The organism is Nonomuraea indica, assembly GCF_002850745.1.
In the GTDB taxonomy this organism is placed as follows: Bacteria; Actinomycetota; Actinomycetes; order Streptosporangiales; family Streptosporangiaceae; genus Nonomuraea; species Nonomuraea indica.
On sequence record NZ_KZ559466.1, the window covers coordinates 278,000 to 296,881 of the forward strand.

At 73.0% G+C, this 18,882-nt stretch carries 21 protein-coding genes; 7 read left to right on the forward strand and 14 right to left on the reverse strand.

From position 1 onward, the window contains the following. Positions 1–3 precede the first annotated feature (3 nt). Positions 4–1,791: an ABC transporter ATP-binding protein gene (locus tag CXR44_RS01305; protein WP_101782968.1), complete on the reverse strand. Its 1,788-nt coding sequence runs from the start codon at positions 1,789–1,791 to the stop codon at positions 4–6. Further along, a complete protein-coding gene (locus tag CXR44_RS01310) occupies positions 1,788–3,578 on the reverse strand; it encodes an ABC transporter ATP-binding protein (protein ID WP_180903175.1) in 1,791 nt (596 codons plus the stop codon). Before CXR44_RS01310 ends, CXR44_RS01305 begins: the two co-directional genes overlap by 4 nt. Positions 3,579–3,696: 118 nt before the next feature. Between CXR44_RS01310 and CXR44_RS01315 the strand changes: the two genes are divergently transcribed. Further along, the gene (locus CXR44_RS01315) at positions 3,697–4,326 is read left to right on the forward strand and encodes a TIGR03085 family metal-binding protein (protein WP_180903142.1); all 630 of its coding nucleotides are present in this window, start codon (positions 3,697–3,699) and stop codon (positions 4,324–4,326) included. A 36-nt stretch (positions 4,327–4,362) separates the two neighbouring features. Here CXR44_RS01315 and CXR44_RS01320 read toward each other — a convergent pair whose 3' ends face one another. Next, positions 4,363–5,019: a MerR family transcriptional regulator gene (locus tag CXR44_RS01320; RefSeq protein WP_101782970.1), complete on the reverse strand. Its 657-nt coding sequence runs from the start codon at positions 5,017–5,019 to the stop codon at positions 4,363–4,365. Between the two features lie 91 nt (positions 5,020–5,110). On the opposite strand from CXR44_RS01320, the gene CXR44_RS01325 reads away from it, so the two are divergent. From CXR44_RS01325 to CXR44_RS39230, 3 genes are all read left to right on the forward strand, one after another. After that, positions 5,111–6,073 carry a hypothetical protein gene (locus CXR44_RS01325; RefSeq protein ID WP_219601625.1) on the forward strand — a complete coding sequence of 321 codons (963 nt, stop codon included), beginning with the start codon at positions 5,111–5,113 and terminating at the stop codon, positions 6,071–6,073. Beyond that, positions 6,070–6,555, forward strand: coding sequence for an ABA4-like family protein (locus CXR44_RS01330; protein WP_101782972.1), 486 nt, complete (start codon positions 6,070–6,072; stop codon positions 6,553–6,555). Before CXR44_RS01325 ends, CXR44_RS01330 begins: the two co-directional genes overlap by 4 nt. A gap of 103 nt (positions 6,556–6,658) precedes the next feature. Then, positions 6,659–6,820: a hypothetical protein gene (locus CXR44_RS39230; RefSeq protein WP_180903143.1), complete on the forward strand. Its 162-nt coding sequence runs from the start codon at positions 6,659–6,661 to the stop codon at positions 6,818–6,820. A 491-nt stretch (positions 6,821–7,311) separates the two neighbouring features. Here CXR44_RS39230 and hisF read toward each other — a convergent pair whose 3' ends face one another. The 9 genes from hisF to hisD are packed head-to-tail and all read right to left on the reverse strand — an operon-like array spanning position 7,312 to position 13,352. Continuing rightward, positions 7,312–8,073, reverse strand: coding sequence for an imidazole glycerol phosphate synthase subunit HisF (gene hisF, locus CXR44_RS01335; protein ID WP_101782973.1), 762 nt, complete (start codon positions 8,071–8,073; stop codon positions 7,312–7,314). Continuing rightward, complete coding sequence (locus CXR44_RS01340) at positions 8,070–8,465, reverse strand: Rid family hydrolase (protein WP_101783469.1); 396 nt, start codon at positions 8,463–8,465, stop codon at positions 8,070–8,072. Before CXR44_RS01340 ends, hisF begins: the two co-directional genes overlap by 4 nt. 20 nt (positions 8,466–8,485) lie before the next feature. After that, a complete protein-coding gene (gene priA / locus CXR44_RS01345) occupies positions 8,486–9,214 on the reverse strand; it encodes a bifunctional 1-(5-phosphoribosyl)-5-((5-phosphoribosylamino)methylideneamino)imidazole-4-carboxamide isomerase/phosphoribosylanthranilate isomerase PriA (RefSeq protein WP_101782974.1) in 729 nt (242 codons plus the stop codon). Continuing rightward, the gene (locus CXR44_RS01350; RefSeq protein WP_101782975.1) at positions 9,214–9,543 is read right to left on the reverse strand and encodes a hypothetical protein; all 330 of its coding nucleotides are present in this window, start codon (positions 9,541–9,543) and stop codon (positions 9,214–9,216) included. Before CXR44_RS01350 ends, priA begins: the two co-directional genes overlap by 1 nt. Positions 9,544–9,574: 31 nt before the next feature. Continuing rightward, positions 9,575–10,207 carry an imidazole glycerol phosphate synthase subunit HisH gene (hisH, locus tag CXR44_RS01355; RefSeq protein ID WP_219601626.1) on the reverse strand — a complete coding sequence of 211 codons (633 nt, stop codon included), beginning with the start codon at positions 10,205–10,207 and terminating at the stop codon, positions 9,575–9,577. Then, positions 10,201–10,356 carry a hypothetical protein gene (locus CXR44_RS39235; protein WP_180903144.1) on the reverse strand — a complete coding sequence of 52 codons (156 nt, stop codon included), beginning with the start codon at positions 10,354–10,356 and terminating at the stop codon, positions 10,201–10,203. The genes hisH and CXR44_RS39235 overlap by 7 nt, the downstream gene beginning before the upstream one ends. Then, positions 10,353–10,946 carry an imidazoleglycerol-phosphate dehydratase HisB gene (gene hisB, locus CXR44_RS01360; RefSeq protein WP_101782977.1) on the reverse strand — a complete coding sequence of 198 codons (594 nt, stop codon included), beginning with the start codon at positions 10,944–10,946 and terminating at the stop codon, positions 10,353–10,355. Before hisB ends, CXR44_RS39235 begins: the two co-directional genes overlap by 4 nt. Beyond that, positions 10,943–12,013, reverse strand: coding sequence for a histidinol-phosphate transaminase (locus tag CXR44_RS01365; RefSeq protein ID WP_180903145.1), 1,071 nt, complete (start codon positions 12,011–12,013; stop codon positions 10,943–10,945). Before CXR44_RS01365 ends, hisB begins: the two co-directional genes overlap by 4 nt. Before the next feature lie 31 nt (positions 12,014–12,044). Further along, on the reverse strand, positions 12,045–13,352 hold the full coding sequence (gene hisD, locus CXR44_RS01370; RefSeq protein WP_101782979.1) for a histidinol dehydrogenase: 1,308 nt from the start codon (positions 13,350–13,352) through the stop codon (positions 12,045–12,047). Positions 13,353–13,453: 101 nt separating this feature from the next. Here hisD and CXR44_RS01375 point away from each other — a divergent pair, with 101 nt between their 5' ends. Both CXR44_RS01375 and ybaK read left to right on the forward strand, forming a co-directional pair. Beyond that, positions 13,454–13,915 carry a nucleoside deaminase gene (locus CXR44_RS01375; RefSeq protein ID WP_101783470.1) on the forward strand — a complete coding sequence of 154 codons (462 nt, stop codon included), beginning with the start codon at positions 13,454–13,456 and terminating at the stop codon, positions 13,913–13,915. Positions 13,916–13,964: 49 nt separating this feature from the next. Continuing rightward, complete coding sequence (ybaK, locus tag CXR44_RS01380; RefSeq protein ID WP_101782980.1) at positions 13,965–14,456, forward strand: Cys-tRNA(Pro) deacylase; 492 nt, start codon at positions 13,965–13,967, stop codon at positions 14,454–14,456. Between the two features lie 128 nt (positions 14,457–14,584). Here the strand turns inward: ybaK and CXR44_RS01385 are convergent, their stop codons facing one another. After that, positions 14,585–16,876 carry a transglycosylase domain-containing protein gene (locus CXR44_RS01385; protein ID WP_245898738.1) on the reverse strand — a complete coding sequence of 764 codons (2,292 nt, stop codon included), beginning with the start codon at positions 16,874–16,876 and terminating at the stop codon, positions 14,585–14,587. 77 nt (positions 16,877–16,953) lie between these two features. Next, positions 16,954–18,267: a UDP-N-acetylglucosamine 1-carboxyvinyltransferase gene (murA, locus tag CXR44_RS01390; protein WP_101782981.1), complete on the reverse strand. Its 1,314-nt coding sequence runs from the start codon at positions 18,265–18,267 to the stop codon at positions 16,954–16,956. 64 nt (positions 18,268–18,331) lie between these two features. On the opposite strand from murA, the gene CXR44_RS01395 reads away from it, so the two are divergent. After that, positions 18,332–18,841 (forward strand): hypothetical protein, encoded by a 510-nt coding sequence (locus tag CXR44_RS01395; protein WP_101782982.1) that lies wholly within the window; start codon positions 18,332–18,334, stop codon positions 18,839–18,841. The last annotated feature ends 41 nt before the right edge of the window (positions 18,842–18,882 follow it).

The following is an 18,882-nucleotide window of genomic DNA, read 5'->3' on the forward strand; positions in this document are numbered from 1 at the left end:
CGGTCAGGAGCGGGCCGCCGACACCCAGGACGCGTGCAGGTCGGCGTAGACGCCCGGCTGCCGCACCAGCTCCGCGTGCGGCCCGCGCTGGACGAGCCGGCCGCCGTCGAACACCAGCACCTCGTCGGCGTTCTCGGCGGTGGACAGCCGGTGCGCGATCGAGACGGCGGTGCGCCCCCGGGTGACCCCCTCCAGGGCCCGCGCCAGACGGACCTCGGTGGCCGGGTCGACGGCGGAGGTCGCCTCGTCGAGCAGCAGCAGGTCGGGGTCGGCCAGGTAGGCGCGGGCCAGCGCGACGAGCTGCCGCTCCCCCGCCGACAGCGACTCCCCGCGCTGCCCCACCGGCGTGTCGAGGCCTGCGGGCAGTCCGTCCACCCAGTCGGCCAGGCCCAGCTCGGTCATCGCGAGGGTGATCTCCTCGCGGGTGGCGGCCGGCCGGCCGTACCGGATGTTCTCCTCCAGCGTGCCGTCGAACAGGAAGCCGTCCTGCGGCACCATGACGATGCGCTCGCGCAGCGACGAGAAGCGCACGCGGCGCAGGTCGTGCCCGTCGACGGTGACCCGGCCGGAGGCGGGGTCCATGAGCCGGGTGAGCAGCTTGGCGAACGTCGTCTTGCCGGACCCCGTCTCGCCCACGATCGCGACCCGCGAGCGCGGCGGGATCTCCAGGGACACCTCGCGCAGCACGGGCTCGCCGCCCGGATAGGCGAAGTGGACGTCCTCGAACGCCACGGAGATCGGGCCGCGCGGCAGCTCCACGCCGTCGGCTCCGGGGTCGGCGACGTCGGGCGGGGTGTCGAGGACGCCGAGGATGCGCCGCCAGCCGGCGACGGCGTTCTGGGCCTCGTTCAGCACCTCGGTGGCTGTCTGCAGCGGAGCGACGAACAGCGTCACGAGGAAGAGGAACGCCACCAGCCTGCCCTCGCTGATGTCGCCCGACAGGCCGAGCCGCACGCCCAGCAGCACGATGCCGGAGATGGCCACGGCGGCCACGATCTCGGTGAGCGGGAAGACGAACCCGACGATGGTCTGCGCCTTGACCTGGGCCGCCTTGTTGGCGTCCACGGCCGCGTCGATGCGCTCGGCGGTGCGCCGCTCGGCGGCGTACGCCCGGATGACGGTCGCGCCCACGACCGACTCGCTGACGGCCGACAGCATGTCGCCGGTGCGTTCGCGCACCCGCGTGTAGGCCCGCGAGAGCCAGCGCTGGAAGCGCGGCAGCGCGATCATCAGCGGCACGAAGCAGGCCCACACGAGCAGGGTGAGCTGCCAGGAGTAGACGAGCATGAGGACGCTGGCCACGAACAGCTGGCCGACCGCCACGATGATCATCAGCCCGCCCCACTGCATGAACGTGCTGATCTGGTCGACGTCGTTGGTGACGCGCGAGACCAGGGCGCCGCGCCGCTCGGTGTTCTGGGTGAGCACCGACAGGTCGTGGACGTGACGGAAGCCCCTGACGCGCAGCGAGGCGAGGGAGGACTCGGTCGCCTTGTACAGGCGGACGTTCATGACGTAACCGGCGATGGCGGTCAGCACCACCGCCGCCGCGCACAGCAGGACGGCCGTGGTGATGGAGGAGAGGTCGGGGGTGCCGCCCCGCAGGCCGTCGTCGATGGTCTGCTGCACGGCGATCGGCACGATGATCTTGCCGGTGGTGGCGATGACGGCCAGCGCGAGGGTGCCGGCGAGCCCCTTGCGGAACTCCGGCGTGAGCGACAGGCCGTGCCGGACGGTGGCCAGGGCCGACCGCTCGGCGTTGCGGCCGATGCCGCCCGTGGTGACGCTCACGCGCTGATCCCTTCTTCCTCTTCGGCCTCGGCGGCGATGGCGGCCCGTTCGGCCTCCTCGCGCTCGTAGGCGGTGACCAGGTTGCGGTAGCCGGGGCAGCGCTCCAGCAGCTCCGCGTGCGTGCCGCGGTCCTCGACCCGGCCGCGTTCGAGGTAGACGACCTCGTCGGCGAGTGCGATCGTGGCCAGCCGGTAGGCGACGACCACCACGGTCGACGCCTGCGCCGCGTCACGCAGGCCGTGCAGGATGCGCGCCTCGACCTGCGGGTCCACGCTGGAGGTGGCGTCGTCGAGGACGAGCAGCCGGGGCCGGCGCACGACCGCGCGGGCCAGCGCGAGGCGCTGGCGCTGCCCGCCGGACAGGGTGGCGCCGCGCTCGCCGACACGGGTGGCGAGCCCGTCGGGGAGCCGGGCGACGAACCCGTCGGCCTGGGCGAGCCGCAGCGCGGCCCACACGTCCTCGTCGCCGGTCTCCAGGCCGAGCGCGACGTTGCCGCGCACGGTGTCGTCGAACAGGAACGTCTGCTGCGGCACCAGCGCGACCGACTCGGCCACGCCGCCGTACGGCAGCTCGCGCAGGTCCACGCCGTCGAGCAGGACCCGCCCGGAGCCGGGGTCGACGAGCCGGGCCAGGAGCTGGACGAGCGTGGACTTGCCGGAGCCGGTCGGCCCGACCAGGGCGACCGTGCGGCCCGGCGGCACGTCGAAGCGCACCTTGTGCAGCACGTCGCCGGAGCCGTAGGAGTAGGAGACGTCCTCCACGTCCAGGCGGGCGGGCGTGGAGGTGGCGGGTACGGGGGTCCGGCCGTACTCCATGGAGCCCTCCGCCTCCAGCACGGCGCTCACCCGCTCCCAGCCGACGACGCTGCGCGGCAGCTCGGCGAGCACCCAGCCGAGCGCCCGGATGGGGAAGGCGAGCAGCGTGAACAGGTAGGCGACCTGCACCAGCTCGCCGGCGTCGATGGCGCCGGCGGCCAGGCGCAGCGAGCCGACGCCCAGCACGGCGAGCACGCCGAGGGTGGGCAGCGCCTCCAGCATCGGATCGAACAGCCCGCGCACCCGGCCCACGGCGATGTTGGCGTCGCGCAGCTCGTGGGCGCGGCGCCGGAACCGCTCGGTCTCCAGCGACTCACGGCCGAGCGTCTTGACGACGAGGGCGCCGTCGAAGCTCTCGTGCGCGATCTCGCTGACCTCGGCGCGCAGTTGCTGGGCCCGGGTGGCGAGCGGGCTGAGCCGGCGCTGGTAGACCAGGTTGAGCACGGCGACGGCCGGGAAGATCAGGAAGCCGACCAGGGCCAGCACGGGGTCGGTGAGCACCATCGCTACGGCCGCCGTCACCAGCATGACGATCACGCCGACGGCCATCGGCAGGGGCGCGATCGGCGCCCAGGCGGCCTCGGCGTCGGAGCTGGCGTTCGAGAGCAGCTGTCCGGTCGGGTGGCGGTGGTGCCAGGCGAGCGGGAGCCGGAGGTACTGCTTGGAGACGTCGCGGCGCGAACGGGCCTGCATGCGGTACTGCATGACGCCGGCCAGGATGCGCCGCCCGGCCACGCCGACGGCCCGCAGCAGCGCGGTGCCCACGATGAGCAGCACGCCCGTCCAGAGCGCGCCGGAGCCGACCCCGCCCTGGTCGAAGGCGGGCAGCACGATGTTCTCGGTGGCCCAGCCGAGCGCCCACGCCGAGGCGACGGTCATGCCGCCGTAGACCGCGCTGGCCAGCACGGCCGACGCGAACACCGCCTTCTCCGCGCGAATGGCGACTCCGAGAACCCGGAGCCCCTGACGCATGACGGCCGAGGTGACCTTGCTCGCCACTCGCTGGATGTCCTTCCTCACGCGGATGAAATGCCCCTATGAGCCAATCACTCCCGATCAACACGTTATTCCCCTGGGTAGGGTGGTGACCGTGACTCATGCTCGTGGCGAACGGTCCGCCCTCTGCGATCTGTTCGACCGGCTCGGCCCGGACGCCCCGACCCTGTGCGAGGGGTGGACGACCTACGACCTGGCCGCCCACCTGGTGCTGCGCGAGCGCCGTCCCGACGCGCTGCCGGGCATCGCGCTCAAGCCGCTGGCCGGGCACACGGCGTCGGTCCAGGAGCGGCTCAAGGCCCGGCACCCGTACCCGGAGCTGGTCGGCCTCGTGCGCAGGCCCGGCGGGGTGTACGGGATGCTGCCGTTCCTGGACGAGGCGGTCAACACGCTGGAGCTGTTCGTGCACCACGAGGACGTGCGCCGGGCGCAGCCCTCGTGGGAGCCGCGCGCGCTGCCCGACAGCCTCGAACGGCTCTTCTGGAAGCGGGTGTCGGCCGGGGGGCGGCTGATGCTGCGACGCTCGCCGGTGGGCGTGGTGCTGCACCGGCTCGGCGGCGGCGTGGCGCTCGGCGGGCCGCAGATCGGGCCGAAGGTGGAGGTCACCGGCTCGGCGGGCGAGCTGCTGCTGTTCTGCTTCGGGCGGCAGGCGCACGCGGCGGTGGAACTGCGGGGCGACCCGGACGCGATCGCGCGCCTCAGGGACGCCAAGCTCGGCCTCTGACGACTCCCCCGAGCCCCCCGTGACCGGGCCGCCCCGTCAGTGACCGGCCTGCCCCGTCCCAGGCGGGCCGCTCGGGGAGGGCCCGTGCAGGCGCTGCGCGACGTGCGCCTGGGCGAGCCTGCGCAGCGAGGTGATGATCGTGTCGCCGAGCTGCGTGCCGAGCACCACGATCTCCAGCGCCCGCTCCCGGTCGAGCAGCTCGCCGACCACCCGCAGATCCGCCTCGGCGACCCGCTCGGCCGCCACGGCGTAGTCGTCGAGGACGTCCAGCATGTCCTCACGGCCGAGCTCGGACAGGCTCCGCACCAGCCCGATGAGGGTGTGGCGCGACGGGTGGCGGTCCAGGTCGTGCCAGCCGTGGCGCGCCAGCAGATCGTCGACGATCTCCTCCGCCCGGTCCTTCGGCCCCGCCGGCGGTTCATGCTGGGCGGTCACCGTGAGCTGGGCGGCGCCCAGCAGGTCGCCGCCGCGGACGTCGGAGTCGTCCAGGTGCCGCACCAGGTCGCGGATGACGGCGATGCTCAGACCTCCGTACTCGACGAGCGCACGGACGAGCTTGAGCCTGCGGACGTGCGCCCGGCTGTATTCGGCCTGGTTGCGGCCCAGGGCGCGGCCCGGCGGCAGCAGTCCCTCACGCAGGTAGTACTTGATCGTCGGAACAGGGACACCTGTCTCCGCCGTAAGGTCCGCCATTCGCACGTCTGCGACTCCTCCTCTTGTGGTCAGTGGAGAGTTTAGCTATAGATAGTGAGAAGTAGCACTATCCATTATCTAAGGAGGCACCGTGCTCCGCTGGCATCGGCCGTTGATGCTCTCCTCCGGGCTCATGGCGCTCCTTGCCGTGGCCCTGCTCGTCCCGTTCGTCGTGGACGAGCGCACCCTCGACGGCATGCCCCTGTGGGCCAAGCCGCTGAAGTTCGCCGTCTCCGTCGCCGTCTACTCCTTCACCTGGGCCTGGCTGCTCTCCCTGCAGCGCCGGGACCGCCGCTGGGGCCGTTGGGCCGGCACCGTCCTCGCGGTCGCCGGGGTGGCCGAGGTCGCGGTCATCGTCTTCCAGGCGGCGCGCGGCCACCGCAGCCACTTCAACGCCTCCAGCCCGCTGGACGCCGCCCTCTTCGGCGCGATGGGCCTGATGATCATCGCTCTCATGCTGGCGAACATCGTCGCCGCCGTCGCCGTGCTGCTCGACCGCCAGGCCGACCGCCCCACCACCTGGGCCGTCCGGCTCGGCCTGGTCATCTCCACGCTCGGCCTGGCAGGCGGCGGCCTCATGCTCGGCCTGCGGCCCGGCCAGAGCCTCGCCGGCGGCATCATCGGCGCCCACACGGTCGGCCTGCCCGACGGCGGACCCGGCCTGCCCCTGCTCGGCTGGAGCACCGCGGGCGGCGACCTGCGGGTGGGGCACTTCGTCGGCATGCACGCCCTGCAGCTGCTCCCGCTGCTGCCGCTCGCACTCGCGGCCCTGTCCCGCCGCATGCCCGTCCTCGCCCCCGAGCGCGTACGGCTCGGCCTGACCCTGACGGCGGGCGGCGGGTACGCGGCCGTGTTCGCGCTGACCGTCTGGCAGGCCCTGCGCGGCCAACCGCTGATCCAGCCCGACGCCGTCACCCTCGCCGCAGCGGCCGCCGTCCTCGTGGCCGTCCTCGCGGGGGCGGCACTCTCCCTGCGGCCCGGCCCGCGACGCGCGGACGCCGGGGACGTGACGAAGATCACTGCGTCGGCCGCCACCGCGGGAGCCGTGCGATGAGCACCGAGGCCCTGTTCGACCTCAGCTTCATCCTCGCCGCCCCGTTCTGGGCGCTGATGATCCTCGCCCCGACCTGGTCGGTCACCCGCAGGGTGGCGGCCTCCCCGCTGATCGTGCTGCCCACCCTCGCCGTGAACCTCGTCCTGCTGGCGCCGCTGCTCGCCGACTTCTGGCCGGTGGTGACCAGGCCGTCCCTGGCCGGCCTCCAGGCGCTGGTCTCGAGCCCTGCCGCGCTGGCCGCGCTCTGGGCGCAGATCATCGCCTGGGACCTGTTCCTCGGCCGGTGGATGTACCTCGACAGCCGGCGGCGCGGCGTCCATCCCCTGCTCATGGCCCCGATCATGGTGCTGACGATCCTGCTCTCGCCGATCGGGCTGCCGATCTATCTCCTGGCGCGCCTGCCGTACCGGGAGAAAACGGACCCAGAGCGAACGGACATGGCTCCAGGGTCAAGCGCGATTCAAGCACGTACCATGGCTTAGGAAACAAGCCCCCCGGTTAGGATCAAGAACATCTTCATAGAAGATGCCAGTGATCGCCCAGATCCGGGTATATACGGCTGGGAATGGACTGCAGGAGGCCCCCATGCAGGTCAAGAAGGTAGCCACGTACGTGCTCGTGGCCTTCGTGATCTTCTACCTGTTCACCCGGCCGGCCCAGGCCGCCGCAGCGGTCAACGGCGTGTTCGACGGCATCATCCAAGGAGCCAACCAACTTTCCGTCTTCTTCACCAACGTGCTGACCTGAGATCACCGGTTTCCTGCGTCGAGCGCTTCCCCGAAGGCGCGGATCGTGTCACGCAGGCAGGATGACAGATCGCCAGAGTGTCACCCGGCCACACCCGTGCCGGCCACGGGGGCGTGATCCGCGGCGAGGCGGCATCCCGGTCCAGGCCGGCCCAGCACCCCGTCACGGGGCGTCGGGCCAGGGTGGCCATGACGGCGATGACATGCTCGCCGGCTTCGGCCGGCCGAGCACACGGAGTCAGGTGGGCGAACGAGCATCCCCCGGCCCCACGATCTACGTCCCGCTCACTCACACACCGGGAGCCGCGGCTACGCCGCCGATCCCACGGCGGTTCGACGGCTCCTTCCGGACACCCCCACGCCCCGCCGGCCACCGGATGCGGCGGCCCCCGTCACCGGTGACGGGTGGCAGTCCACGGCACGGGGCCATCGCCGCCGTTCCGACCGCGACGTGACAGTCTGCCGCCGGTCCCTCCGGCGGCAGAGCGCACCCTAGCGGACCGGGTGGCCCGCGTTCCGGAGGGTCTCCTTGACGTCAGCGATCTTCAGTGTGCCGAAGTGGAACACCGACGCGGCCAGCACCGCGTCCGCCCCCGCCGCGACCGCCGGCGGGAAGTCCTCCAGCCGGCCCGCGCCGCCGGAGGCGATCACCGGCACCCGCACCGCCGCCCGGACCGCGCGCAGCATCTCCAGGTCGTAGCCCGCCCGCGTGCCGTCGCCGTCCATCGAGTTGAGCAGGATCTCCCCCACGCCCAGCTCCTCGCCGCGCGCCGCCCACTCCACCGCGTCGATGCCCGTGCCGCGCCGCCCGCCGTGCGTCGTCACCTCGAACCCGCTCGGCGTGCCCGCGGCCCGCCGCGCGTCCACCGACAGCACCACGCACTGCGCGCCGAACCGCTGCGACGCCTCGGTCAGGAGCTCGGGCCGGGCGATGGCCGCCGTGTTGAGCGCCACCTTGTCGGCGCCCGCCCGCAGCAGCCGGTCGACGTCCTCGACCGAGCGGACGCCGCCACCCACGGTCAGCGGGATGAACACCTGCTCGGCCGTGCGCCGCACCACGTCGAGCATGGTCTCGCGCTCGCCCGAGGAGGCGGTGATGTCGAGGAAGGTCAGCTCGTCGGCGCCCTCCTCGTCATAGCGCCTGGCCAGTTCGACGGGGTCGCCCGCGTCGCGCAGATTGGTGAAGTTGACGCCCTTGACCACCCGGCCCGCGTCCACGTCCAGACAGGGGATCACCCTGATGGCTACCGTCATGCCCGTAGTGCCTCGATCTCGATCTCGACCAGCATGTTCGGGTCGACCAGCCCGGCCACCCGTACGCCCGTGCACGCCGGCCTGACGTGCCCGAACATCTCCGCGATGGCCTGCCCCACCAGGTCGAAGTGGCGCTGGTCCACCACGTAGTAGCGGACCATGACCACGTCCTCGCGCGTCAGCCCGCCCGACTGGACGGCCTCGACGGCGATGCCCATCGCGGTCACGCTCTGCAGGTAGGGGTCCCCGACGTGACGGACCTCGCCGTCGACGGTGGCGGTGCAGCCCGACACGATGACCCTGTCGCCCACGACGACCGCGCGGGCATAGCCGTAGCGTTCTTCCCAGATGCCACCAGAAAACACCCGCGAACCGGTGACTTCCATGCTCATGCTGCCCACCACGGCCCCTCCTACGACAGACCGCGCACTGCCGCCAGCGCGCTCTCGAGCGTGAACGCCTGGGCGTACAGGGCCTTGCCGACGATGGCACCCTCCACGCCGAGCGGCACCAGCGACGCCAGGGCCACGAGATCGTCGAGCGACGACACGCCGCCGCTGGCGACGACGGGGCTGTCGGTGCGCGCGCACACCTGCCGGAGCAGGTCCAGGTTGGGACCGCGGAGCGTGCCGTCCTTGGTGACGTCGGTGACCACGTAGCGGGGGCAGCCGTCGGCCTCCAGCCGGTCGAGCACCTCCCACAGGTCGCCGCCCTCCTCGGTCCAGCCGCGCGCCGCGAGCGTGGTGCCGCGCACGTCCAGGCCGACCGCGATCCGGTCGCCGTGCTCGGCGATGATCTTGCGGCACCATTCGGGGTTCTCCAGCGCCGCCGTGCCGATGTTCACCCGGCGGCAGCCGGTCGCCAGCGCGGCGGCCAGCGACTCGTCGTCGCGGATGCCGCCGGACAGCTCCACGTTCACGTCGAGCCGGCCGATCACGCCGGTGATCAGCTCCCGGTTGGAGCCGCGGCCGAACGCGGCGTCGAGGTCGACCAGATGGATCCACTCCGCGCCCGCCTCCTGCCAGGCCAGCGCGGCGGCCAGCGGCTCGCCGTAGCCGGTCTCGGTGCCGGCCTCCCCCTGGACCAGCCGGACGGCCTGGCCGTCGGCCACGTCCACGGCGGGGAGCAGTATGAGAGACATCAGATCCTCCGGTCGAAGGCAAGGGTCACGACAACAGGTATCAGCAGCAGGGACAGCACGACCGCGCCGAAGCTCACCAGCGGGGAGCCCCAGAGCAGCCACACCAGCGCCTGGACGAGCACGAAGCCGAGAGCCACCACGGCGTTCTGGGCGCGCCGGCGCCGGGCCAGCAGGCCGCCCGGCCGCGCCAGGCGCACCGGACGCGGCGTCAGGCGGCCGAGCACGGCGCGACGGCGGGCAGCGCGCGCCTGCCGTCGCTCGTTGAGCCGGATCGCACGCTGCCGCTCCGCCTCACGCACGGCCCGGCGGCGCGCCCGCTCCTTGCTCACGGCACCTCACCGGGCGAACCGGCGCGGCCCCTCACAGGATGCCGAGCCAGTTCTGCAACAGCGCGGCCCCCGCGTCGCCGGACTTCTCCGGGTGGAACTGGGTGGCCATGAGCGGGCCGTTCTCGGCGGCGGCCACGAACGGCACGCCGTGCTCGGCCCAGGTGACCAGCGGCTCGGCGAACCCGTCACCGGGCCGCAGCTCCCACTCGCGCACCCCGTACGAGTGCACGAAGTAGAACCGCGTCGCGGCGTCGATCCCGTCGAACAGCACGCTGCCGGCCGGAGCCTTGACGGTGTTCCAGCCCATGTGCGGCAGGACGGGCGCCTCCAGCCGCTCGACCGTGCCAGGCCACTCGCCGCAGCCCTCGGTCTCGACCCCATGCTCCACTCCCCGCGCGAACAGGATCTGCATCCCGACGCAGATGCCCAGCACCGGACGGCCGCCGGCCAGGCGCCGCCCGATGGCGCGCTCGCCGCGCACCCGGCGCAGGCCCGCCATGCAGGCCGCGAACGCGCCGACGCCGGGCACCACGAGCCCGTCGGCCTCCATGGCCGCGTCGAGGTCCGACGTGACGGTCACCTCGGCGCCCACCCTGGCCAGGGCACGCTCCGCGGAACGCAGGTTGCCCGACCCGTAGTCGAGTACGACGACCCTCTTCACCACCACATCACCCCCGCTGTGATCGCCATCGCCGCACCGACCGCGCAGACGACGGCGCCGATCTTCAGCCCCTGCTTGGCGAGCGAGATCACGCCGCCGATCAGGAACAGCCCGACGAACACCATCGCCACCGCGATCATGTTCTCGCTCATAGAACGCCCTTGGTGCTGGGCACCCCCGTGGCCCGCGGGTCGAGCTCCGACGCCTCGCGCAGCGCCCTGGCCAGCGCCTTGAACTGGGCCTCGACGATGTGGTGGGCGTTGCGCCCGTAGGGCACGTGGACGTGCAGGCAGATCGCCGCCTGCGCGACGAGCGACTCCAGGATGTGACGGGTCATCGTCGTGTCGTACTCGGGACCGATCATCGGCGCCATGCCCTCGGGCTCGCTGTGCACGAGGTAGGGCCGGCCCGACAGGTCGACCGTCACCTGGGCGAGGGACTCGTCCAGCGGACACGACGCGCTACCGAACCGCCTGATGCCCGACTTGTCGCCCAACGCCTGGCGGAAGGCGGCCCCCAGCGCGAGCGAGGTGTCCTCGATCGTGTGGTGGGAGTCGATGTGCAGGTCGCCCTCCGTCTTGACGGTCAGATCGAACAGCCCGTGCTTGCCCAGCTGGGCGAGCATGTGGTCGAAGAAGCCGACCCCGGTCGACACGTCCACCCGGCCCGTGCCGTCGAGATCCACCTCGACCAGGACCGACGTCTCCTTCGTCGTACGCTCGACGCGGCCAACGCGGCTCACAGAACCCCCTCCAGCGCGGCACGGAACGCCGCCATCTCCTCGCCGGTGCCGATCGACACCCGCAACCACTCCGGCGGCCCCACTTCGCGGATCAGCACGCCTCTCGCCAGCAGGCCCTCCCAGACCCGCCGCCGCTCGGGAAACTTCCCGAAGAGTACGAAATTCGCGTCGGAGTCGGCGACCGTAAGACCCTTGCCGCGCAGCCAGGACACAGTGTCGTCACGCTCACGGCGCAGCGTGTCGACCATGCCCAGCAGCTCGGCGCGGTGCCGCAGCGCCACGCGCGCCGCCGCCTGCGTGAGCGTCGACAGATGGTAGGGCAGGCGCACCAGCAGCAGCGCCTGCACCACGGCCGGGTGCGCGGCGAGATAGCCCAGCCGGGTGCCGGCCATGGCGAACGCCTTGGACATGGTCCGCGTGACGATCAGCCGCGGGTGGCCGGGCAGCAGGCTCAGCGCCGACGGCGTGCCCTCGCGGGCGAACTCGGCGTAGGCCTCGTCGACCACCACCATGCCCTCGGCCGCCTCCAGCACCCGGACGATGGTCTCCAGCGGCAGCGCGGTGCCGGTCGGGTTGTTGGGCGAGGTCAGGAAGACGATGTCGGGCCGATGCTCCGCCACCGCCGCCGCGGCCTTGCCCGCGTCGAGCGAGAAGTCGTCCTCGCGCACCCCGGAGATCCACTCCGTGCTGGTGCCGGTGGTGATGATCGGGTGCATCGAGTAGGACGGCTCGAACCCCAGCGCCGTGCGCCCGTGGCCGCCGAACGCCTGCAGGATCTGCTGGAGCACCTCGTTGGAGCCGTTGGCCGCCCACACCTGGTCGGGCGTCAGCCCGTGCCCGAGATAGCCGGCCAGGTCGGCCCGCAGCTCCACGGCGTCGCGGTCGGGGTAGCGGTTGAGCGCGCCCGTGACCCGGCGGACCTCCTCGGCCAGGTCGTCGACCAGGGCCTTGGACGGTGGGTACGGGTTCTCGTTCGTGTTGAGCCGGACCGGGACGTCGATCTGCGGCGCGCCGTACGGCGTCTTGCCTCGCAGGTCGTCACGGATCGGCAGATCGTCCAGATTCACGAGGACGGACTCTCCCAAACGGTCGGCGCGGTCATGAGGGGATCCGCCAGTCGAAGCGGGCGCGGACGGCCGCGCCGTGCGCGGGCAGGTCCTCGGCGTCGGCGAGCACCGACACGTGCGCGGCGGCGCCGGCCAGCGCCTCGCGGGTGTAGTCGACCACGTGGATGCCGCGCAGGAACGACTGGACCGACAGCCCGCTGGAGTGGCAGGCGCAGCCGCCCGTGGGCAGCACGTGGTTGGACCCGGCGAGGTAGTCGCCCAGGGACACCGGCGCGTACGGGCCGACGAAGATCGCCCCGGCGTTGCGTATCCGGCCGGCCACCTCGGCGGCGCCGGCCGTCATGATCTCCAGGTGCTCGGCGGCGTAGGCGTTGACGACCTCCACGCCCGCGTCGAGGTCGTCGACCAGCACGATGCCCGACTGCCGGCCGGCCAGCGCCTCGGCGATGCGGGCGGAGTGCTTGGTGGCCTCCACCTGGCCCGGCAGCTCCTTGGCCACCGCCTCGGCCAGCTCCACGCTGTCGGTGACGAGCACGGCGGCGGCGATCACGTCGTGCTCGGCCTGGCTGATCAGGTCGGCGGCCACGTGCACGGGGTCGGCCGTGTCGTCGGCGAGGATGGCGATCTCGGTCGGGCCGGCCTCGGAGTCGATGCCGATCCGGCCCTTGAGCAGCCGCTTGGCCGCGGCCACCCAGATGTTGCCGGGGCCGGTGACCATGGTGGCGGCCGGGCACTCCTCGGTGCCGTAGGCGAACATGGCGACGGCCTGCGCTCCGCCCACGGAGTAGACCTCGTCCACGCCCAGCAGCGCGCAGGCGGCCAGGATCGTGGGGTGCGGCAGCCCGCCGAACTCCTTCTGCGCCGGGCTCGTCACCGCGAGCGACGGCACCCCGGCCTCCTGGGCGGGCACGACGTTCATGACCACGCTGGAGGGGTAGACGGCCCGCCCGCCCGGCACGTAGAGGCCGACGCGCTCGACCGGCACCCACCGCTCGGTGACGGTGCCGCCGGGGACGACCTGGGTCGTCACGTCGGTGCGCCGCTGGTCGCGGTGGACCAGCCGGGCGCGGCGGATCGACTCCTCCAGCGCCGCGCGCACCTCGGGGCGCAGCTCGGCCAGCGCCCGCTGCAGTGCCGCCGCGGGCACCCTGGCCTGCGCGATCTCGACCCCGTCGAACCTGGCGGTCAGCTCCCGTACGGCGACCGCCCCACGATGGCGCACCTCGTCGCAGATCGGCCGCACCTTCTCCAGGGCGGCCTCGACGTCGAGCTCGGCGCGGGGCAGCACGTCGCGCAGGTCGCCCGGCAGGGACCCGCGCAAGTCAATACGGGAAATCACCCTCCCTAGTCTACGGAGTCCAGCACGTGAGTCCCGTTTCGTCCATCATCCGGACATGCGCGCGTCGCCGATAGCATGGCGCCGTGATCGAAGACAGGGACATGACGCACCTGCGCCGCTGCGTGGAGCTGGCCGCCCAGGCTCTCACCGTGGGCGACGAGCCGTTCGGCTCGGTCCTCGTGGCCGCCGACGGCACGGTGCTGTTCGAGGACCACAACCATGTCGCGTCGGGTGACCACACCCGCCATCCGGAGTTCGAGCTGGCGCGCTGGTCCGCGGCCCGTCTGACGCCCGAGGAGCGGGCCGCCGCGACGGTCTACACCTCCGGCGAGCACTGCCCCATGTGCGCCGCGGCGCACGGCTGGGTCGGCCTCGGGCGCATCGTGTACGTCAGCTCGTCGCGGCAGCTCGCCGCGTGGCTGACCGAGCTGGGCGTGCCCGCCCCGCCGGTGCGGACGTTGCCGATCAACGACGTGGTGCCGGGAGTGGTCGTCGAGGGTCCCGTGCCGGGCCTGGACGACGAGGTGCGGGAGCTGCACCGCCGCTTCCACGCGCGCGCCTGAGCGGGCGCCTTTACGATGTAGATTTCTTAGCACGCGGAGGAGCGAGGACGTGGGCAAGCCGAAGGCGGCCGGGGGCACCCCGGCCACGGTCGCGTTGACCAGGGCCAAGGCCGACTTCACCCTGCATCCCTACGACCACGACCCGGCCGCGCAGGCCTACGGCGAGGAGGCCGCCGACGCGCTCGGCGTGCCGCACGACCGGATCTTCAAGACGCTCGTGGCGGAGGTGGAGAGCGGCCTCGCGGTGGCCGTCGTGCCGGTCGCCGGCAAGCTCGACCTCAAGGCGCTGGCCGCGGCGCTCGGCGGCAAGCGGGCCGCCATGGCCGACGCGGCGAAGGTGGAGCGGGTCACCGGCTACGTCGTCGGCGGCATCAGCCCGCTGGGGCAGCGCAAGCAGCTGCCGACCGTGGTCGACTCCTCGGCCCTCGACTTCGAGACGATCTTCTTCTCGGCCGGCAGGCGCGGCCTGCAGATCGAGACGGCCCCCGCCAACCTCGTCACCCTCACCCGCGCGACCACCGCCCCGATCGCCAAGCCCTGACGCCACGCCCTGCCGGGGCGCACCGCGTCCACGCGGCGACCCGGTGGTGCGGCCCGGCAGGACGCCCGGCAAGACCCCGGGCCCGTGGTGCGGCCCGGCAGGACGCCGGGCCGCGGGGCGGCCGGGCGTCAGTCGTGTGGCGGGCCCGGCGGGGCGGCCGGCGGAGCCGGGAGCAGGTGGGTGCCGTGGCCGGCGCGCGGCGGGCGGGCCGGGGGACGGCGGCGTGGCCACAGGTAGCGCGGCCGGTCCCAGCGCGGCCGGTGCCAGCGGTGCTCCCATCGGGGGTCCCAGCCGAGCCGCTCACGCAGACGCCGCCACAGGGCGCGGCGCGCCTCGGCGGCCTCCGCCTCCTCCAGGCCGGGCGTATGTCCGCCGCCGAAGCGGGACATGTCCGGACCCGGGAAACCGCGTGACGGGGTGTCGCGCAGCGCCGACCGCATCGACTGGACCCAGATCGGCCCCGGCAGCGACGCCCCCTGGACCGCGCCGTAGGAGGTGCCGCCGATGGTCACCCCGCGCAGCGGGTAGCGGTAGGAGCCGCGGATGTCGCCGACGCTGACCGCGGCGGCCAGGTCCGGCGTGTAACCGGCGAACCACGCCGACGTGTAGCCGTTGTTCGTGCCGGTCTTGCCCGCCGCCGGCCGGCCGATGCCCTGCCCGCGCATCGTGCCCTTGTCGAAGACGCCCTGCAGCACGTGGTTGACGGCGTCGGCCACGCCCCGGTCCAGCGCCTGACGGCAGGCGGGCGGCACGTGGGTGCGCCGCCCGTCCCGGGAGACGATCTCCACGATGGCCTGCGGGCGGCAGTACCGGCCGCGGCCGGCGAACGTCGCGAACGCCGACGCCACCGTCACCGGATCCATCTCGTTCACGCCCAAGGTGAACGTCGGCACCTCGCGCAGCGGCTTGCCGTCGGCCCGCGCGATGCCGGCGGCCTTCGCCGTCCTGACCACGTTGCACAGGCCGACCTTGCGCTCCAGCAGCATGAAGAAGACGTTCACCGACTTCCAGGTGCCGGTCTCGATGCTGTGCGGCCCGCCCTCGCCCTCGCCGCCGGCGTTCTGCACGCGGACGTTCGGCGAGTTGACGGGCCTGCCGCGGCAGTCGCGGTAGCCCTGCGCCGGCGACATCGAGCCGGGCGTCATGAAGCCCTGGCCGAACCGCCAGCCCTGCTTCAGCGCCGTCGCCAGCGTGAACACCTTGAACGTCGAGCCGGCCTGCAGCCCCATCCCGCCGCCGTGGGCCATGTCGGCCACCAGGTTGTAGGTGGTGCGGGCGCCGTTCTTGCGGTCACCGGGGTTGCGGCCGAACTTCTTGCTGGCCGCCATCGCCCGGATCCGCCCGGTGCGCGGCTCGACCATCGCCTCGGCGGCCACCTCGGTGTCCTCGGGGTGCACCCGGGCCCGGATGGCCTCCTCGGCCGCCTCCTGGGCCACCGGGTCGAGGCTGGTGCGGATGGTCAGCCCGCCGCGCGCCAGCCGGGCCCGCCGCTCGTGGGCCGTGCTGCCGAAGGCCGCGTTGGTGAGCAGCTCGCGCTGGACGTACAGGCAGAAGTACGGGTAGTCGCTCTGCGCGCATCCTCCCGGCTCGGGGCGCAACCTGATGCCGAGCGGGCTGCGCTTGGCCGCCTCGGCCTGCGCCTGCGTGATGTGCCGCAGCTCGGCCATCCGGTCGAGGACGAAGTCGCGGCGTTCCCTCAGCCGGGCCTGCCGCGCCGGACCCAGCGACGGGTCCGTCGCGTACGGCATGCGCACGGCCCCCGCGAGCGTGGCCGCCTGGGTGAGGGTCAGCCGGCCGGCCGTGGTGGAGAAGAAGCGCCTGGCGGCCGCTTCGACGCCGTGCGCGCCGGCGCCGAAGTAGGCGATGTTCAGGTACTTCTCCAGGATCTGGTCCTTGGTGTACTTGCGCTCCAGGGCCAGCGCCAGCCGCAGCTCGGTGAACTTGCGGGCGAGGTTCAGCGCCCGGGCCCGCTCGCGTTCCTCGTCGGTGCGGGCGCTCTCCACCAGGATGTTCTTCACCAGCTGCTGGGTGAGCGACGAGCCGCCCTGCCGGATGCCGCCCGCCTGCGTGTTGGTGAGCAGCGCCCGCAGGGTGCCCCGCACGTCGAGGCCGCCGTGCTCGTAGAAACGGGCGTCCTCGACGGCGACGATGGCCTGCCGCATGACGGGCGCCACCCGGGCCAGCGGCACCTGGGTGCGGTTGGCCTCGTAGAACTGCGCGAAGGGCCGGCCGTCGCGGTCCAGCAGCCTGGTGACCTCCGACAGCGGCTCCTCGCGGGGCGCGGGCGGCAGGTCCAGGAACGTGGTGGCGACGTCCTTCGCGGCGAGCCCGGCTCCGGTGACCGCGGGCGCGGCCAGCGCCGCCGCCAGCACTCCGCCGAGTGCCGCGGCCGTGCCGAGACCGCCGATGCATCTGAGCACACTCACTCAGGTGATCTGCGACCGCCGGGCCCTCGGGAAACGCCCTGTGCCGACTCCTTTACCGTTCGCCCCGGATGTCAAGACCGATCTCTGCGGATGTCCAGACCCAGCGACGCGAACTGCTCGAACGGCCGGTGGTAGCCGCGTTCGATGTGGTGCACGCCGCGCAGCGTGGAGACCCCGTCGGCGACGGCGGCGGCCAGCACGGCGGAGAACCCGGCCCTGATGTCGGGCAGCGTCACGTCGGCGCCCCGGAGCTTGGACACGCCCCGCACCACGGCGGAGTGGCGGGCGTTGGTGTCGTGGTAGCGGCAGGCCGGCCCGCCCAGGCACTGGTCGAACACCTCGATCTCGCAGCCCATCTTCTGCAGCGCGGGCACGTACACCAGGCGGTTCTCGAAGACCGTCTCGTGCAGCACCGACATGCCCTGGCTCTGCGTGAACAGCACCATGAGCGGCGTCTGCCAGTCGGTCATGAACCCCGGGTGGGTGTCGGTCTGCACGGCAGCCGACCGCAGCCCCTCGGGCGGCGCGGTGGCGCACAGGTACTCGTCGTTGATGTCGAACCGGGCGCCCATCCGGGCCAGCGTGGTGATCGCGGTGACGAGGCGGTCCTGCGGGCAGCCGTGCACGCGCACCTCGCCGCCGGTGATCAGCCCGGCCGCCAGGTAGGAGAACGCCTCGATGCGGTCGCCGGCCAGCCAGATGGACGCGCCGTGCAGCCGGTCGACGCCCTCGATGACGATCCGGCGGTCGGGTGACAGCTCGATCCTGGCCCCCATGCGCTGCAGGAACAGCGCCAGCTCGACCACCTCGGGCTCCATCGCCGCGTTCTTCACCACGGTCTTGCCCTCGGCCAGCACCGCCGACATGAGGATCGTCTCGGTCGCGCCGACGCTCGGGTAGGGCAGCTCCAGCCGGGCGCCGTTGAGCCGCTTGGCCTTGGCGTAGATGCCGGTCTCCCCCACCTCGACCTCGGCGCCCATCGCGCGCAGCGCCTCGACGTGGAAGTTCACCGGCCGCCGGCCGATCGGGTCGCCGCCGACCAGCGGCACGAACGCCTCGCCCGCCAGATGCAGCAGCGGGCCGAGCATGAGGATGGGGATGCGGTTCAGGCCGGTGAACGCGTCGGGCACCCGTGGCCGGATCTCCGGGCCCTGCCCGAGCCGGATCTCCGTCTTGGTGATCTCCACGTTGATGCCGAGCGCCTCCAGCATCGCCGCGGTGATGCCCACCTCGCCCACCTCGGGGGCGTTGTGGATGGTGCTCTCGCCACCGCCGAGCATCGCGGCGACCATGTGCTTCGACACGGCGTTCTTGGAACCGCGGACCACGACGTCCCCACGGAGCGGACCGGACGGTTCGATCAGCCAGACCTCTTCATGATTCACGAAGCGAGCCTAACCGGGAGATAGCATCGAGCTGATCCTGGACGGCGAGGTGAGGGGGAGTCGCGTGGCGCGGCACGTGCGGGCGTTCGCGGTGACCGTGCTGATCCTCACCGCCACCGCGGTGCTCGCCGGGCTCGCCTGGTCGTGGGTGTCGCCGCGCGCCCCGTACCAGGTCACCGGGCGGGGGCAGGTGCTGGCCGACCCGACCACGCAGGCGCTGATCGCCGCCGACGGCTGGTTCGCGGTGATCACCGGCGGGCTGGGGCTGGCCTTCGGGGCGCTCGGCTGGTTCCTCGGGCGGCGCCACCAGATCGCGGTGCTGCTCGGGCTGGGCGCGGGCGGGGTGCTCGCGTCCCTCGTGACCTTCTGGGTGGGCTCGACGTTCACGCTGGGCGTGGTCAGGGTCGAGGCCGCCGCCTCGCCCGGGGCCACGGTGGTGCCCGGCGCGCTGCTGCTGACCGCCAAGGGCGTGCTGGTGTCGTGGCCGCTGTGCGCGGCGGCGTTCTTCGGGCTGCTGGAGGCCATGCACGGCTACCGCGAGTCGCCGCTGCGCAAGCCGTACGGCCTGGGCTGACGAGGCCGGGGCTAGAGGGGCGGGGGGGGGGGGCCCCGGGC